Origin of the sequence: Streptomyces callyspongiae, from assembly GCF_047200695.1 — a bacterium.
Taxonomy (GTDB): Bacteria; Actinomycetota; Actinomycetes; order Streptomycetales; family Streptomycetaceae; genus Streptomyces.
Genome location: NZ_JBJZOM010000006.1, coordinates 211,774 through 227,238, shown reverse-complemented (window position 1 = coordinate 227,238; position 15,465 = coordinate 211,774). Strand labels below are relative to the sequence as shown.

Sequence of the window (15,465 nt, the reverse complement as noted above, 5' to 3'; positions counted from 1 at the left end):
TCGCAGTCCTTGAAGGGGAGTTGGGGTCCTGGGGGCGTCCGTCCGGGTCACTGCCAGGCCCGTACGAGGTCTTCCGGCCCCCAGCGGGCCGCCAGCGGCACATCGTCGGCGAGCCCGCTGCGGGAGACCGCGACGAGCGGAGTCTCCTCCGCCGCGCCCGGGACGGCGAGCAGGTTGCGCACCAGAGCCTCGTAGTCGTGGCGGTGGAAGGGCTGGTCCTGGAGCCACTTGACGGAACCGAGGAAGTGCACCCCTCCGGCCACCGGTTCCCGGTCGGCGCCGACCAGGTCGATCTCCGGGTTGTTCTGCCGGTTCCACCAGCCGCCGACCGCCTCTGTGTCCGGCCACCTCTCGTTGGGGAGCAAACGAAGCAGCGCCTCCCGGACGATCGGTTCCACCGCGCGCCCGCGCCAACTGGTCCAGCCGCGCTCGATGCGTTCCAGCGCCACGTCGCCCCGGCCGCGCTCGATCAGCGGCAGCCCACGGTGCAGAAAGGCCAGCCAGAACCGCAGGTACGGGTCGGCGATGCGGTAGCGCCTGTTCTTGCGATCGGACTTGGTGGACAGGGGGAGGTCGGCGGCCAGCACCCGTTTGGCCAGAAGCATGTTCAGCAGTGGGGTCAGTATCCCGGAGGGCAGTGCGCCTGCACCGCCTGCCCGGGCGGCGATGGTGGAGAAGGTTCGCTCGCCGGCGCCCACGGCCTCGAGCACGGCCCGGGCATGCGAGGCCTCGGGGAACTCGCCCAGCAGCGACAGCTCACCGGTCACCAGCAGGGGCGAAAGGGGATGCTTCATGGACTCGGCCAGGAACTCCCTGCGGCTCGTCCCGGGCCGCCACGACTGGACGATCTCCGGAAACCCCCCGGTGATCAGTAGGGCGTCCATCGCTTCCGCAGCCCCAGGCGCGTGGCAGCCTGCACATCCCCCAGGTGCAATGGATCGACGGTCAACTTCGCCGCCCTCCCGAAGAACGGGCGATCATGGGTCTGCAGCGCCTCCCTCACCGAGATGTCACTGCCGACCAGGATCAGCAGCACCGGCTTGGCCGACAGGTGCCGGTCCCAAACCGTCTGCAGTGCGCCCTCGAACTCGCGGTCCTGCTCCACCAGCCACGGCACTTCGTCGATCACCGCGATGCTCGGGGCGTCGTCGGGCAGCGCGAGAGCCAGGGACCGCAGCGCCTGGTTCCAGTCGCCCGTATGCAGTCCGGCCACCAGATCGGCTCCGGGGAGCGAGGACTGGGCCAGTGCGGCGGAGAAGTCCGACCGCTCGGCCACGGGGTTGCGTCCCCGGGTGGCCTGGAAAACCGTGTACGGCACCTCCGACCGGTCGCAGAACTCCTGAGCGAGCCGGGACTTCCCCACGCGTCGCCGCCCCGTCATGATCACTGCCTGGCCACGCGTGCTCACCGTGCCGTTCTTCACCGGATCGAACCGGTGCTCCAGACGTTCCAGGTCCAGCGTCCTGCCCTTGAAATCGCTTACCTGCGAACCTCCGTTGCCGGACAAACGTAGGTCCCATCTTACGTAGATTGAATCTACCTTTGATGGAGAGCGCGAGATCCACCGGATCATCGATGAACGCATGGCCGATCCGGCGCCCCGACGTTCCGCGCGATGCGAGGAGGTCATGAGGGAGACGCTGGAACGCAGTGAGTGAGTACCGCACCGTCTCCCGCCCCGAGGCTCAGGACGAGCTTCGCAGGATCCCCCGCGACATGGCGCTCCGCATCCTGGTGAAGCCGACCGAGCTGGAGAGTGATCCGCTCGGTTTCCGCACCACGGCACTCGTGTCCCGTCCCGAATGCCGTCGCCTGCGCGTGGGTGACTACCGCGTCATCTGCACGGTCGACAAAGGCGCACTGGTGGTGCGGGTCGTGCAGGTCGGGCGTGGTTCCACCGTCTGCGACACCTGATCCTGCGCGAGAATCGGAGGTGGTCGGAATCCACGCCCGGGTGGCACCGCCCCCAGCCGGAGCAGGTCGCCGTCCGAACCTTCCGCCGACCCGCCGACCCGCCGAGCGGTGCTCCGCAGCAGGGTCAGGACTTCAGGAAGGCGAGCAGGTCCGGGTTGAGGACGTCCGCGTGGGCCGAGTGCATGCCGTGGGGGTACCCCTCGTACGTCTTGAGGGTGCCGTTGCGCAGCAGCTCGGCCGACTTCGGGCCCGCGTCCGCGTAGGGCACGACCTGGTCCTCGGTGCCGTGCATCACGAGGACCGGGATGTCGATCTTCTTCAGGTCCTCGGTGAAGTCGGTCTCCGAGAAGGCCTCGATGCACTCGTAGTGGGCGTTGGCGGCGCCCATCATGCCCTGCCGCCACCAGTTGTCGATCAGCCCCTGCACCGTCTCCACTCCCGGGCGGTCGAAGTTGTAGAACGGCCCGGAGGGCACCTCGAGGTAGAACTGCGCACGGTTGGCGGCCAGCGCCGTCCGGAGTCCGTCGAACACCTCGCGGGGCAGGCCCTCGGGATTGCTGTCCTTCTTCACCATGACCGGAGGCACGGCGCTGATCAGGACGGCCTTGGCCACCCGCCCGGGCTCCGCCCGCGCCACGTAGCGGGTGACCTCGCCGCCGCCCGTCGAATGCCCGATGTGCACGGCGTCCCGCAGGTCCAGGGCACTGGCCAGGGCGGCCATGTCGTCGGCGTAGGTGTCCATGTCGTGCCCGGTCGACGCCTGGTCGGACCGTCCGTGGCCCCGGCGGTCGTGTGCGATCACGCGGTAGCCGTAGGAGAGGAAGTACAGCATCTGGGTGTCCCAGTCGTCCGCGCTCAGCGGCCAACCGTGATGGAAGACGAGCGGAGTCGCCTCCCGCGGACCCCAGTCCTTGTAGAAGAGGCGCGTGCCGTCAGGAGTGGTCACCGTTCGCATGATGCTTACCTCCGCCGAGAGTGCGAGCAGTCCGCCGCGCAACCGCCCCCGACGTCGGCGAGTCCGCTCGTTCTCTCCGGGCTCCCGCCCGACGGACACGCAGCGACATGGTGTCCTTCCTGCCACGGTAAGGACGCAGGGGAGGTGCCGCACGCCGAACACGTACCGAGCCTCCGCGCCCCATTCGTCGACAGTGCGGCGGCGGTTGAGGCACCGGCCCAAGGCCTGGTCATCGGCTCGAACGGCGGCGGCCTGATCTATGTCGCCCGGCCCGATGGGGCCGTTTTCCGGACGCGGACGGCGTCGCTGGACGAACCGGAGCTCGACACGGTTGCCGATGACCTACGACAAGGTCGATAACTGGGAAAACATGAAGACCGGTCTGACAATTGGGGCTTTTTCGCCTGTGTCGTTGTCTCAGTCGGGACCTGCATCGCTGTCGGTGCAGCAGTTGCTTCTGCGGCGCTGGTGGGGCAAGAGCTGGCGCCATGTTCGGCTATTCTAGAGGCTGCTAATATGTGCATCTTCTTCGGCGCCGAGAGCGAGGTGTGTGAATGGCAAAGGGGAAAGCTAAGACAAAGATTCTCAGGAGGAAGTCCTCCCTTATTCTTGCCTGGCTTTGCGGACTTCCGCTAGTGGGCTTCGTTGTCGCTGCTATTGTTCGTTTGACGCAAGGCTTGGACGGTGATGCACTATCTGTAGCAGGCGCTTGCTCGGCTGGAATGGCTCTCGTGTGGCGAATATCTCGATCGCACATTCTCCTCCAGGGAGCGGCTATCAAAATCGCCAACCCACTCATGACCTATGTTGTTCCGTATGCCTGCGTTCGTCGAGTTGAGCTAGATGGAACCGGTACGCTCAAGGTGACAACGGCTGCTTCCGTCGAGCTGACAGCTACTGCTTTCGGCGGCTCTGTATTGGATCACTTTATCGGATCTTCAGGGCGAGCTGTGGAGGAAGTCAATGCGGCTGTGAAGCGTGGCAGGAGTAGGAGTCGTGGCGCTGCAGGTGTAGAGCGTCGCGTGACTCTTTCTTGGGTAGCTGATCTGAGTGCCGTCGTAGCCGTCGTGTGTGGGCTGCTTGCATTTATCGCGTAGATGCCTTTTCGGCGGCCGGGCCCACCAGGTCGAGCAGCAGGCCCGTCCCGAGGGCCACAGCCACCGGTGCAGCGCGAGTTCGTAGAAGATGCACGTTTCCTTCTCCGCTCCATGGTGGAAGCCGGACCTGAACCTGGCGCACGCAGGGCGGCACATCGCATGCAGGTCCTCGGTGGGCTCCACGCCGCCGTCTCAGTCGAGCAGCAGGCTCAGCACACGGTTGGATACGGGGAGTACGTCCGTCCGCCGAAGATTGTCGGTCCCCACCGCACGGCTCCGCTGCCGGGAACGGCGGTCGACGCAGTGAACGCCCACCTGGAAGATTTCCCTGTGGCCGGGCAGGAGGGGCGGCTCGTCACGGGGCCGCAGGGTGGCACACCAACGCGGCCACGACGCTCAACATCCATGCCCACACCACCTTTGCAGACTCCCTGCGGGCGCAAGCCGTGCAGCCGCCCGCCGCGGGTCAGGTCGCCCTGCACGCGCCGCTCACACGTTGAAGCGGAACTCCACCACGTCGCCGTCCTGCATGACGTAGTCCTTGCCCTCCATGCGGGCCCGGCCCTTGGCGCGGGCCTCGGCGACGGAGCCGGCCTCCACCAGCTCCTCGAAGGAGATGACCTCGGCCTTGATGAAGCCCTTCTGGAAGTCGGTGTGGATCACACCGGCCGCCTCGGGAGCGGTGGCGCCCTTCTTCACCGTCCAGGCCCGGGACTCCTTCGGTCCGGCCGTCAGGTAGGTCTGCAGGCCCAGCGTGTCGAAGCCGACCCGCGCCAGCGTGGCGAGTCCCGGCTCCTCCTGGCCGACGGACTGCAGCAGTTCGAGCGCGTCCTCGTCGTCGAGCTCGGCGAGCTCCGCCTCCAGCTTGGCGTTGAGGAAGACCGCCTCGGCCGGGGCGACCAGCGCGCGCTGCTCCTCCTTGAACGCCTCGTCGGTCAGCTCGTCCTCGTCGACGTTGAAGACGTAGATGAACGGCTTCGTCGTCAGCAGGTGCAGCTCGTGCAGCGCCTCTGCCGCCTCGGTGCCCTGGCGGATCCCGGCGGAGAACAGGGTGCGCCCGTCCTCCAGGATCTCCTGCGCCTCCTTGACGGCCTTGACCAGCGGCTGCTTGTCCTTCTTGACCCGGGCTTCCTTCTCCAGCCGCGGCAGCACCTTCTCGATGGTCTGCAGGTCCGCGAGGATCAGCTCGGTGTTGATCGTCTCGATGTCGTCGCCGGGTGCCACCTTGCCGTCCACGTGGACCACGTTCTCGTCCTCGAAGGCGCGGATGACCTGGCAGATCGCGTCGGACTCACGGATGTTGTGCAGGAACTGGTTGCCCAGCCCCTCGCCCTTGCTCGCGCCGCGGACGATGCCCGCGATGTCGACGAAGTCGACGTTGGCCGGAATGACCTTCTGCGAGGAGAACAGCTCGGCCAGCCTGTCCAGCCGCGCGTCGGGGAGGCCCACGACACCGACGTGCGGGTCGATGGTGGCGAACGGGTAGTTGGCCGCCAGGACGTCGTTCTTGGTCAGGGCGTTGAACAGGGTCGACTTGCCGACGTTCGGCAGGCCGACGATTCCGATCGTGAGCGACACGTGGCGACTTCCCGTAGCGGTGGCTGGTGGTGCGGCCCGGCGGCGTGCGGGCCGGTCCACCAGTCTACGGGCGCCGCTCCGCCCCCACGGACGCCGTCCGTGCCTCCGCGTCCACGGCACCGTCACTCGATCGTCGAACGGGGTGACGAAGTCGTACCCGTGCGTGTTCATGCCGGGTTTTCCGGCCCGCGGCGGCCTACGTTGGTGCAGTGGAGCAGCAGAGTGCGCGCAGGCCCGCCGTGAGGCGGCCGTGGCCCTTCCGTCCGGCAGCGACGGCAGGGGGACGAGACGTGCGGGGCGGGGGAGACGGCCCCGCCGCCCCGCGAGGAACCGGCAGGCCGTACGGACCCGGCCCCGCGCGCCCGGCCCGGTCGGAACTCGCCCGGTTCGCCGCCCGGCTGCCCAGGCCCCGCCTCACGGCCTTGGGGGTCGGGGTGCTCGCGGCGCTGCTGATGATGCTGCTGGGGGCACTGGACGCCCTGCTGCTCGACGCCCACCGCGCGAGCTACGGCATCTGCTTCGTGATGGTCAGCACGGCGATGGCCTGCTGGGTGCGGCAGCAGGACCTCTACGCGGCGCCCGTCGCCGCCCCGCCCGCGTTCACCGCGGGACTGCTGTTCGTCAGCCCGGGCTCGGGCGGCTTCACGGGTCTGCTGATGGGCCTGTTCACGGGCCTGTCGCTGCAGGCCGCCTGGCTGTACGGCGGCACCCTGCTCGCCGGCCTGATCGTGCTGGCGCGGCGGGTGTGCCACGTCCTGCGCCGCCGCCGGGCCGGCCGCACGGCACGCACGGCCGGTGCGGGCGGCAGGGGCGCCGCCGGGGCCGGGAGGGCGCCCGACCGGAGCGGTGTCCGCCGCGCCCGGACCGGCTGACGCACCGCACGTACTGCTCCGGCACGGCCCGCCCTGCCCGGGCGGCGACGGAAGAGGCTCAGCCGGCCCGGCCGGCCGCCTCGCTCCGCAGGTCCCTGCGCAGCTCCTTGGGGAGCGAGAACTGCATGTGCTCCTCGACCGGCTGCACCAGTTCGACGTCCTCCCAGCCGCGTTCCCGCAGCCACTCCAGGACGCCGTCCACGAGGACGTCCGGCACCGAGGCGCCGGAGGAGAGGCCCACCGTGGTGACACCGTCCAGCCAGGCCTCGTCGATCTCGTCCGCGTTGTCCACGAGGTGCCCGTCCTTCGCGCCGTGGGCGAGCGCGGTCTCCACCAGCCGTACCGAGTTGGAGGAGTTCTTCGAACCGACGATCAGCACGAGGTCGGACTCGGCGGCCACCTTCTTGATGGCGGTCTGGCGGTTCTGCGTGGCGTAGCAGATGTCGTCGCTGGGCGGGCTCAGCAGGTTGGGGTAGCGGCCCTGGAGTGCGTCGACCGTCTCCATCGTCTCGTCCACCGAGAGGGTGGTCTGCGACAGCCAGACGACCTTGTCGGGGTCGCGCACCTCGACGTTGCCGACGTCCTCGGGCCCGTCCACCAGCGTGATGTGCTCCGGCGCCTCTCCGCTGGTGCCGATGACCTCCTCGTGGCCCTCGTGCCCGATGAGGAGGATGTCGTAGTCCTGTTCGGCGTACCGGACGGCCTCCTTGTGCACCTTGGTGACCAGGGGGCAGGTGGCGTCGATGGTGGCGAGCTTGCCGCGCTCGGCCTCGCGGTGGACCTCCGGCGCGACACCGTGGGCCGAGAAGATCACGATCTCGCCCTCCGGCACCTCTTCGGTCTCCTCGACGAAGATCGCGCCCTTCTTCTCGAGCGTCTGCACGACGTACTTGTTGTGGACGATCTCGTGGCGTACGTAGATCGGTGCCCCGTACTGCTCCAGGGCCTTCTCGACGGCGATGACGGCGCGGTCCACACCGGCGCAGTACCCACGGGGGGCGGCGAGCAGGACGCGGCGGTTGCGGGCAGGCGTTGCAGTCATGGCCCCATCGTACGGGCGGGTTGTCGGCGCCACCTCGTAGCCTCGTCCGCATGGCTTTGCAGACGACGGCCGAGGCCCCGGTGACGGTCGGGAGGATCTCGCAGCTCATCGGGCAGTGGGTCCACCGGCTCGGCGCGGTATGGGTGGAGGGCCAGATCACGCAGCTCAACCGCCGTTCGCGGCAGAGCTGGGTGTACCTGACGCTGCGTGACCCCTCGCAGGAGGTCTCGCTGTCGGTGGTGTGCCCGCCCGACGTCTTCGACCGGGTCGCGGACACGGTCACCCAGGGCGCGCGCGTGGTGGTGCACGGCAAGCCGTCCTGGTACGCGCCGCGGGGCACGCTCTCGCTGCGTGCCGCCGACATACGGCCGGTGGGGGTCGGGGAGCTGCTGGTGCGGCTGGAGCGCCTGAAGCGCGCGCTGGGTGCCGAGGGCCTGTTCGACGCGGACCGCAAGCGCCCGTTGCCCTTCCTGCCCCGGTGCATCGGGCTGGTGACCGGCCGGGCCTCGGACGCCGAGCGCGACGTGCTGCGGAACGCCGCGCTGCGCTGGCCCGCGGTCCGCTTCGACGTGCGGCAGGTGGCGGTGCAGGGCGTGCACGCCGTGCCGCAGGTGACGGAGGCGGTGCGGGCGCTGGATGCCGAGCCCGGCGTCGATCTGATCATCGTGGCGCGAGGTGGCGGGAGCCTGGAGGACCTGCTGCCGTTCTCCGACGAGAGTCTGGTGCGTGCGGTCGCGGCCTGCCGTACCCCGGTGGTGTCGGCGATCGGTCACGAGCGCGACGCACCCCTGCTCGACCTGGTGGCCGATCTGCGGGCGTCCACCCCGACCGATGCCGCGAAGCGGACGGTGCCGGACGTGGAGGAGGAGCACGAGCGTGTCCGTGCGGTGCTGGAGCGGTCCCGCCGGGTGATGGCGGCCGTGATCGAGCGTGAGGAGCGCGGCCTCGCCGCGGTGCGGAGCCGGCCGGTCATGGCGGACCCCCACGTCCTGCTGGAGGACCGCGAGGAGGACGTCGCGATGCTCGCCGGGCGGGCACGGCGGTGTTTCGGGCACCTGCTGGACCGGGCGGAGGACTCCCTGGCGCACACGCGCGCCCGGGTCCTCGCGCTGTCCCCCGCGGCGACGCTGGAGCGGGGGTACGCCGTGCTGCAGCGCGCGGACGGCAAAGTGGTGCGCCGGGCCGCCGACGTGGCCCCGGGGGAGGAGCTGCACGCCCGAGTCGCGGAGGGCGGTTTCGGCGTCACGGTGGACGGCGCGGCCCTGGGCGACGGTGTCGGCGGCGGCGCCTAGCCTGGGGGCATGACGCAGACGGAGGAGTCCCCGCTGAGCTACGAGCAGGCGCGCGGCGAACTGGTCGAGGTGGTGCAGCGCCTGGAGGCGGGCGGCTCGACGCTCGAGGAGTCGCTGGCCCTGTGGGAGAGGGGCGAGGAGCTGGCGCGGGTCTGCCGGGAATGGCTGGAGGGTGCCCGCGCCCGGCTCGACGCGGTCCTCGAAGCCGAGGGGGCCGAGGGGGTCGAGGGGGCCGACGACATCGAGGACGCCGAGTCCGCCGAGGACGCCGACGGGGAGGGGTGACGCCGGAGGCGGAGGGCCCCGTGGTTGATTGAAGCTTCAAGAGGTCTCTAGGGTGGCGCCGCAGATCGGCCGGTGAGCAGCCGGCGCCCCGTCCACGGAAGGCAGCCCGCCATGACCCTCGTCCTCGACACCGCGGCCCAGGACCTGCTCTTCCGCGAGGCCCACACGGCCGGCACCTTCACCGACGAACCGGTGACCGAGGAGCAGATCGCCGCCGTCTACGACCTCGTGAAGCTGGCTCCCACCGCCTTCAACCAGTCGCCGATGCGGATCACCCTGGTGCGCAGCCCCGAAGCCAGGGAGCGGCTGGTCGCGCACATGGCTGAGGGCAACCGGCCCAAGACGGCGACGGCGCCGCTGACGGCCGTCCTCTCCGTCGACCTGGACTTCCACGAGCGGCTCCCGGAGCTCTTCCCCGCCGTCCCGGGGCTCAAGGACGGCGTGTTCGCCGAGGAGGCGGCACGGGAGAGCGCCGGCACCTTCAACGCGGCTCTCCAGGCCGGCTACTTCCTGCTCGGCATCCGCGCCGCCGGCCTCGCGGCCGGCCCGATGACCGGCTTCGACAAGGCGGGTGTGGACAAGGAGTTCTTCGGCGACGGCCGTCAGAAGTCACTCATGGTCGTGAACATCGGCCGCCCCGGCGAGGGCGCCTACAAGCCGCGGGGCCCGCGCCTCTCCGCGGACGAGGCGATCACCACGCTCTGAGCGGCCGGTCCGGCCGCCGGCTCAGCCCCGCGCGTCCTGCGCGGCAGGTTCGAGCGCGGCGGCCAGCCGCTCCAGCTGCGCGGGCGAGGCCGTGCCCGTGACGACCGTGGTCACCTCCGGGCCGCTGCGCACCAGGGCGTCGTACTTGTGCCCCGCGTACCGGGCCCAGGTCTCCCCGCCGATGCGCACCGTGGCGCCGGTCCGCCGCGCGCCGTAGGTCACGTCCTCGACGAAGGACTCCTGCTCGGCGTCGCTCTGCTCCAGCGCCGCGTACTCCTCGTCCGGGGTGACGAAGCCGAGGTGCCAGGCGGCGCCGTCGGGACCGGCGCCCTCGTACGTCACGGAGGTGGCGCGCCAGTTCCCCGGCAGCCCCTCCGGGGCGGCCACGGGGTAGGGGGCCGCCCGGGACGCCGTTCTCAGCTCGACCCGGTAGGACACCGGCCGCACCGGGTCCCGGTCCGTGTCGTGCGGGACGAACAGGTAGATCACGCCGGCCGCGAGGGCCACCACGGTCACCGAGAACACCATGTCCCGGATCATGCGGATGCCGCTCTTCTTCTCTGCTGCCACCCGCCCATCGTCTCGTACCCCCTTCCTGCCGAGATGCCCGGGGTGTCGTGGCGGAGAGACGGGGAAGCGCTCAAACGTGGGCACTGCTGCTCACATTTCCACGGCTGTATAGAGTCGGGGGTAACCCTCACCCACGGCCGTCGCCGTACAGAAAGGTGCGCTCCGATGACCGAGAACCATTATCTGCCGTCCCAGCTGGAGCCCGGGCCGGAGGCGCCGGACCGCAACCTCGCCCTCGAACTGGTCCGGGTCACCGAGGCCGGTGCCATGGCCTCCGGGCGCTGGGTCGGGCGCGGCGACAAGAACGGCGCCGACGGCGCTGCGGTCAAGGCCATGCGGACGCTCGTCTCCACCGTCGCGATGAACGGTGTGGTCGTCATCGGCGAGGGCGAGAAGGACGAGGCCCCGATGCTGTTCAACGGCGAGCGGGTCGGCGACGGACACGGTGCGGAGTGCGACGTCGCGGTGGACCCGGTCGACGGCACCACGCTCACCGCGAAGGGGATGGGCAACGCGGTCTCCGTCCTCGCGGTCGCCGAGCGGGGAGAGATGTTCGACCCGTCCGCGGTGTTCTACATGGACAAGCTGGTGACGGGCCCGGAGGCGGCGGAGTTCGTCGACATCGACGCGCCCGCCTCGGTCAACGTGCGCCGGGTGGCCAAGGCCAAGGGGCTCGCGATCGAGGACGTCACCGTGGTGGTGCTCGACCGTCCCCGGCACCAGGGCATCGTCAAGGAGATCCGCGAGGCCGGTGCCCGCATCAAGTTCATCTCCGACGGCGACGTGGCCGGCGCCATCATGGCGGTCCGGGAGGGCACCGGCGTCGACATGCTCCTGGGGGTCGGCGGCACGCCGGAGGGCATCATCGCCGCCTGCGCGATCAAGTGCCTGAGCGGGACCATACAGGGCAAGCTGTGGCCCAAGGACGACGCCGAGCGGCAGCGGGCCCTGGACGCAGGGCACGACCTCGACCGGGTCCTGCAGACCGACGACCTGGTGGGGGGCGAGAACGTGTTCTTCGTCGCCACCGGCATCACCGACGGCGACCTGCTGCGCGGTGTGCGGTACCGCGCCGAGACGGCTTACACGCAGTCGCTGGTGATGCGGTCGAAGTCCGGCACGATCCGCCAGATCGAATCCACGCACCGGCTGTCGAAGCTGCGGGCCTACAGCGCTGTCGACTTCGACCGCGCCCGCTGACCCGGTCGCCCTCGCCCCGGGCCGAGCCGCCTGAACAGGCCATCATCACATCGAGTGATTCCTTGGCCGTGTATTGCGGGTCGCGACCGAGGGTTGCCAAGCTGTTGCGCACGGTCGAACCCCCGGGAGGGCACGTGCCATTCGGTGAGCAGCCCGCGTACCTGCGTGTCGCCGGTGATCTGCGGAGGCAGATCGTCGACGGCAGCCTGCCCCCGCACACCCGTCTGCCCTCCCAGGCGAGAATCCGCGCGCAGTACGGCGTCTCCGACACGGTGGCGCTGGAGGCCCGCAAGGTGCTCATGGCCGAGGGGCTGGTCGAGGGCCGCTCCGGCTCCGGCACCTACGTGCGGGAGCACCCGGTGCCGCGTCGCGTGGTCCGCACCGGCTACCGGGTGCCGGGCGAGGAGCCCGGCACCTTCCGCCAGGAGCAGGGGGACGAGGCCGCGAAGGGCACCTGGGAGGCGTACAGCGAGCAGGAGGAGGCGGCCCCCGCCGTCGCGGAGCGGCTCCACCTCGAGCCGGGCGCCCCGGTCATGCGGACCCGCTACGTCTTCCGCGAGGAGGGCGAGCCGGTGATGCTCTCCACCTCCTGGGAGCCGCTGGAGATCACCGGCCGCACTCCCGTGATGCTCCCCGAGGAGGGCCCGCTCGGCGGCCGCGGCGTCGTCGAGCGCATGGCGGCCGTAGAGCTGGTGGTGGACAACGTCGCCGAAGAGGTCGGTGCCCGGCCCTTCCTGGCGGACGAGGCGGTCGCCCTGGGGGAGGTGCCGGGGCGGCTCGCGCTGGTCGTCGAGCGCACCTTCCACGCCGGCGGGCGCCCCGTCGAGACGGCCGACGTCGTGGTGCCCTCCGGCAGGTTCCGGCTGACCTACCGGCTTCCCGTCGGATAGCCCACCGCCGCACCCCCACCTTGCGTCGGCGTGCTCCGCCCGCCGACGCCACCGACGGGCCCGCAGTCAGGCGAACACGTGACCGATCTTCGTGCACCCGTTGCCCCGGAACGACTGCGCAGGGTGAGACCCGGGGGCTAAGCTCCCGCTCATGCGGAAGGTGAGCGGTGACCACGGCCCTGTTCTGCCCTGGCTCCTGGTGCGTCAGGACGCATCCGGCAACCGCTACCGCGTCGGCAGCTACGCCACCCGCGCCGAGGCCCAGCAGATGGCGGACCGGCTCGCCGCGCAGGCGCCGCCCGCCTCCCGGGCCCCGGGCGACGGCTATCTGGTGGAGGCGCGTGACCGCGCGAGCGGTGGGTGAGGCTGAGCACGTGCAGAATCGGGTATGTAGCCATTAGTCTCGTTCGGCCGGGTTGTTCGGCCGAATGGATACCCGATCAGGGACGTGGGCGGTGTGGCAGAGACCGCGGGACCGAGGGGCGCGAGCAGCGAACCGGCCGGTGAGGGAACCCGCGTCGCACCCGACGACGGGGGCGACGAACCCCGGACGGACACCGGGCGCTCTGCCGGCCTCTCGCCCAACGAAGCCATGTCCTCCCTGCTGGACACGATCCGGCTGGGCGTCATCATCCTGGACACCCGCGGCCGGGTGATGCTGTGGAGCGGATCGGCCGAGGAGATCCTGGGCTGGAACCCGGGACACCTCGTGGGCCATCCGATCGACGCCTTCCTCCGCCCCGTGGGGGATATCAGCCCCGAGCAGCAGTCGGCCGAGATCTTCGCAGCGCTCCGCCGCGACCGCCGCTGGCGCGGCATCCTCCGCGTGCACCACGCCGACGGCCACCCGCTCACCGTCGAGAGCCGGGCCTTCCTGATGTCCGACGGCGACGGCGCGCCCTACGTCGCGCTGAGCCTCGCGGACGTGGGCCAGCTCCGCGCCATCGACCACGACCTCGCCGCACTCAACGCCCTCTTCGGCTCCTCCCCCCTCGGGTTCGGCCTCTTCGACACCGAGCTGCGCTACGTGCGGGTCAACGAATCCCTCGCCCGGCTCAACGGCGTGCCCGTCGAGGACCACCTCGGCCGGACCGTCCACGAGGTGCTGCCTCCCGCACTCGCCGACCAGGTCAGCCGGATCCAGCACTCCGTGCTGCACACCGGAAGGCCCGTCATCGACCTGGTGACCAACGCCCCCGACGGCGTCGGTGCCCGCTCGGTGTCCTACAGCCGGCTCACCGACGACCGCGGCCAGGTCCTCGGCCTGAGCTGCTCCGTCATGGACGTCTCCGAACGCCGGGCGGCACTGGACAAGATCGAGAAGGCCCGGCAGCGGCTCGCCCTCCTCGACCATGTCGGCGTCGCCCTCGGAGACTTCCTCGACGTCCGCAACATCTCCCAGGCACTCGCCACCTCCCTGGTGCCCCGGTTCGCCGACTACGCGGGCGTCATGCTCGTGAGCAACCTCGTGCACGGCGGCGACCTCCCCCGGCGCAGCCCCCTCGCCGGCACCCCGCTCCTCCAGCTCGGGGTCGCCGCGAAGGACCGGGGCCCTTCGGTGCGCCGCATGCTCCGCGTCGGGCAGGACATCGCCTTCGAGACCGGCTCCTACTTCGGCCGCACCCTCACCACCGGCTCCCCCTACCTGATCACCTCGCAGCAGGAACTCACCGAGGCCACCTACCCCGACGACCCGAAGGTGCTCGCCGCTCTCGACCTGGGCATCCACTCCCTCATGGTCGTCCCGCTCCGGGCCCGCGGCATCGTCCTCGGTCTGCTGGTGATCAGCCGCGCCGCCGAGAGCGACCCCTTCGACCACGACGACCTCGCCCTCGCCATGGAGGTCGCCGACCGGGCCGGCACCTCTCTGGACAACGCACGTCTGTACGCCCGCGAACGCGAGGGCGCACTGATGCTCCAGCGCGCCCTGCTGCCGCAGTCGGTCCCGTCCCCGCCGGGGGTCCAGGTCGCCTACCGCTACGTGCCCGGCAGCAGCGGCACGGAGGTCGGCGGCGACTGGTTCGACGTCATCCCGCTCGCCGGCGGCCGCGTCGCCCTCGTCGTCGGCGACGTGACCGGGCACGGCCTGCGCGCCGCGGCCACGATGGGCCGGATCCGGACGGCCGTCCGCACCCTGGCCGGGCTCGACCTGCCGCCCGACGAACTCCTGCGCCGCGTCAACGAACTCGCCGACGACCTCGCGGCGGGCCCGGACGACCCGCTGCTCGCCACCGCCCTCTACGCCGTCTACGACCCGTCCACCAGGCGGTGCCACCTCGCCAAGGCAGGGCATGTGCCACCGCTGCTCCTGCTGCCCGGGCCGGAGGGCGGCTGGCGCTCCCGCATCCTCGACCTGCCCAGCGGTGCGCCGCTGGGGGTGAGCGGCGTCCAGTTCGAGACGGTGGAACTCGACGTGGAGGAGGGCGCCGTCCTGGTGCTCTACACCGACGGGCTGATCGAGAGCCGCGGCGAGGACATCACCGACGGCATCGAGCGGCTCCGCGAACTGCTGTGCGCCCGCACGCCCGCGCCGACGCTCGACGACGCCTGCGACGCCGTCATCGCCACCCGCGCCGCCAGCGGCCGCAGCCGCAAGGACCCCGAACGCTCGGTCGTCAGCCCGTCGGTGCCGGCCGACGACGCCGCGCTGCTGATGGCGCAACTCGGCGGACTCCCCGAAGGGAGCGCCGCCTCCTGGACGTTCTCCGCCGAGAGCTACGCGGTGCGCAGGGCGCGCTCCGTCGTCCGCGACACGCTCCTCGAATGGGAACTGCCCGAACTCGTCGACACCACCGAGTTGCTGGTGAGCGAACTGGTCACCAACTCGCTGCGCTACGCGCACGGTCCGATCGGGCTGCGCATGGTTCGCGGCGGTTCCCTGCTCGTCGAGGTGTCCGATCCGCTGCCCGCTCCTCCCCAGCCCCGTACCGCGACCGAGGAGGACGAGGGTGGACGCGGCATCCAGATGGTTGCCCGCGAGTCCCGCCGGTGGGGTACCCGTCACGGTCCGATCGGGAAGACCGTCTGGTTCGAGCTGCCTCTGCTCGGATAGGAGACCGGTGGAG

General features: G+C 70.7%; 14 protein-coding genes and 2 pseudogenes. 11 read left to right on the top strand and 5 right to left on the bottom strand.

Translation table 11 applies throughout. The features are described 5' to 3' along the window. Window positions 1-47: 47 nt before the first annotated feature. Window positions 48-1,381 (bottom strand): annotated as a pseudogene (locus tag ACL06G_RS07990) (ATP-binding protein). Window positions 1,382-1,550: 169 nt separating this feature from the next. Between ACL06G_RS07990 and ACL06G_RS21590 the strand changes: the two are divergent. Both ACL06G_RS21590 and ACL06G_RS07985 read left to right on the top strand, forming a co-directional pair. Continuing rightward, window positions 1,551-1,658, top strand: a pseudogene (locus tag ACL06G_RS21590) (type II toxin-antitoxin system Phd/YefM family antitoxin); the annotation flags it as partial. Continuing rightward, window positions 1,651-1,914, top strand: coding sequence for a type II toxin-antitoxin system RelE family toxin (locus ACL06G_RS07985; protein WP_412784598.1), 264 nt, complete (start codon window positions 1,651-1,653; stop codon window positions 1,912-1,914). The pseudogene ACL06G_RS21590 and the gene ACL06G_RS07985, both read left to right, overlap by 8 nt. 124 nt (window positions 1,915-2,038) lie before the next feature. On the opposite strand, the gene ACL06G_RS07980 is transcribed toward ACL06G_RS07985, so the two are convergent. After that, window positions 2,039-2,869: an alpha/beta fold hydrolase gene (locus ACL06G_RS07980; RefSeq protein ID WP_412784597.1), complete on the bottom strand. Its 831-nt coding sequence runs from the start codon at window positions 2,867-2,869 to the stop codon at window positions 2,039-2,041. Window positions 2,870-3,206: 337 nt separating this feature from the next. Between ACL06G_RS07980 and ACL06G_RS07975 the strand changes: the two genes are divergently transcribed. Next, window positions 3,207-3,374, top strand: a complete 168-nt coding sequence (locus ACL06G_RS07975) for a hypothetical protein (RefSeq protein ID WP_412784596.1) — start codon at window positions 3,207-3,209, stop codon at window positions 3,372-3,374. Between the two features lie 1,081 nt (window positions 3,375-4,455). On the opposite strand, the gene ychF is transcribed toward ACL06G_RS07975, so the two are convergent. Then, entirely contained in the window at window positions 4,456-5,544 is a 1,089-nt protein-coding gene (ychF, locus tag ACL06G_RS07970) for a redox-regulated ATPase YchF (protein ID WP_412784595.1), read from the bottom strand. A gap of 290 nt (window positions 5,545-5,834) precedes the next feature. Here ychF and ACL06G_RS07965 point away from each other — a divergent pair, with 290 nt between their 5' ends. After that, a complete protein-coding gene (locus tag ACL06G_RS07965; protein ID WP_412835629.1) occupies window positions 5,835-6,416 on the top strand; it encodes a DUF6542 domain-containing protein in 582 nt (193 codons plus the stop codon). Between the two features lie 58 nt (window positions 6,417-6,474). Here the strand turns inward: ACL06G_RS07965 and ACL06G_RS07960 are convergent, their stop codons facing one another. Beyond that, window positions 6,475-7,458 carry a 4-hydroxy-3-methylbut-2-enyl diphosphate reductase gene (locus ACL06G_RS07960; RefSeq protein WP_412784593.1) on the bottom strand — a complete coding sequence of 328 codons (984 nt, stop codon included), beginning with the start codon at window positions 7,456-7,458 and terminating at the stop codon, window positions 6,475-6,477. A 50-nt stretch (window positions 7,459-7,508) separates the two neighbouring features. Between ACL06G_RS07960 and xseA the strand changes: the two genes are divergently transcribed. The 3 genes from xseA to ACL06G_RS07945 all read left to right on the top strand — a co-directional run bounded on the left by xseA (window position 7,509) and on the right by ACL06G_RS07945 (window position 9,740). After that, window positions 7,509-8,750 carry an exodeoxyribonuclease VII large subunit gene (gene xseA / locus ACL06G_RS07955; protein ID WP_412784592.1) on the top strand — a complete coding sequence of 414 codons (1,242 nt, stop codon included), beginning with the start codon at window positions 7,509-7,511 and terminating at the stop codon, window positions 8,748-8,750. 9 nt (window positions 8,751-8,759) lie between these two features. Next, window positions 8,760-9,035 carry an exodeoxyribonuclease VII small subunit gene (locus ACL06G_RS07950; protein ID WP_412784591.1) on the top strand — a complete coding sequence of 92 codons (276 nt, stop codon included), beginning with the start codon at window positions 8,760-8,762 and terminating at the stop codon, window positions 9,033-9,035. 111 nt (window positions 9,036-9,146) lie between these two features. After that, window positions 9,147-9,740, top strand: coding sequence for a malonic semialdehyde reductase (locus tag ACL06G_RS07945; RefSeq protein ID WP_412784590.1), 594 nt, complete (start codon window positions 9,147-9,149; stop codon window positions 9,738-9,740). 21 nt (window positions 9,741-9,761) lie between these two features. Here the strand turns inward: ACL06G_RS07945 and ACL06G_RS07940 are convergent, their stop codons facing one another. Beyond that, window positions 9,762-10,310 carry a DUF4245 domain-containing protein gene (locus ACL06G_RS07940; protein WP_412784589.1) on the bottom strand — a complete coding sequence of 183 codons (549 nt, stop codon included), beginning with the start codon at window positions 10,308-10,310 and terminating at the stop codon, window positions 9,762-9,764. Window positions 10,311-10,475: 165 nt separating this feature from the next. Between ACL06G_RS07940 and glpX the strand changes: the two genes are divergently transcribed. The 4 genes from glpX (at window position 10,476) to ACL06G_RS07920 (ending at window position 15,452) form a co-directional block, all read left to right on the top strand. Beyond that, window positions 10,476-11,510 carry a class II fructose-bisphosphatase gene (gene glpX / locus ACL06G_RS07935; RefSeq protein WP_412784588.1) on the top strand — a complete coding sequence of 345 codons (1,035 nt, stop codon included), beginning with the start codon at window positions 10,476-10,478 and terminating at the stop codon, window positions 11,508-11,510. Between the two features lie 134 nt (window positions 11,511-11,644). Further along, the gene (locus ACL06G_RS07930) at window positions 11,645-12,400 is read left to right on the top strand and encodes a GntR family transcriptional regulator (RefSeq protein ID WP_412784587.1); all 756 of its coding nucleotides are present in this window, start codon (window positions 11,645-11,647) and stop codon (window positions 12,398-12,400) included. 151 nt (window positions 12,401-12,551) lie between these two features. Then, window positions 12,552-12,764: an SPOR domain-containing protein gene (locus ACL06G_RS07925; RefSeq protein ID WP_412784586.1), complete on the top strand. Its 213-nt coding sequence runs from the start codon at window positions 12,552-12,554 to the stop codon at window positions 12,762-12,764. A gap of 93 nt (window positions 12,765-12,857) precedes the next feature. Beyond that, window positions 12,858-15,452, top strand: coding sequence for a SpoIIE family protein phosphatase (locus tag ACL06G_RS07920; RefSeq protein WP_412784585.1), 2,595 nt, complete (start codon window positions 12,858-12,860; stop codon window positions 15,450-15,452). Window positions 15,453-15,465 lie beyond the last annotated feature (13 nt).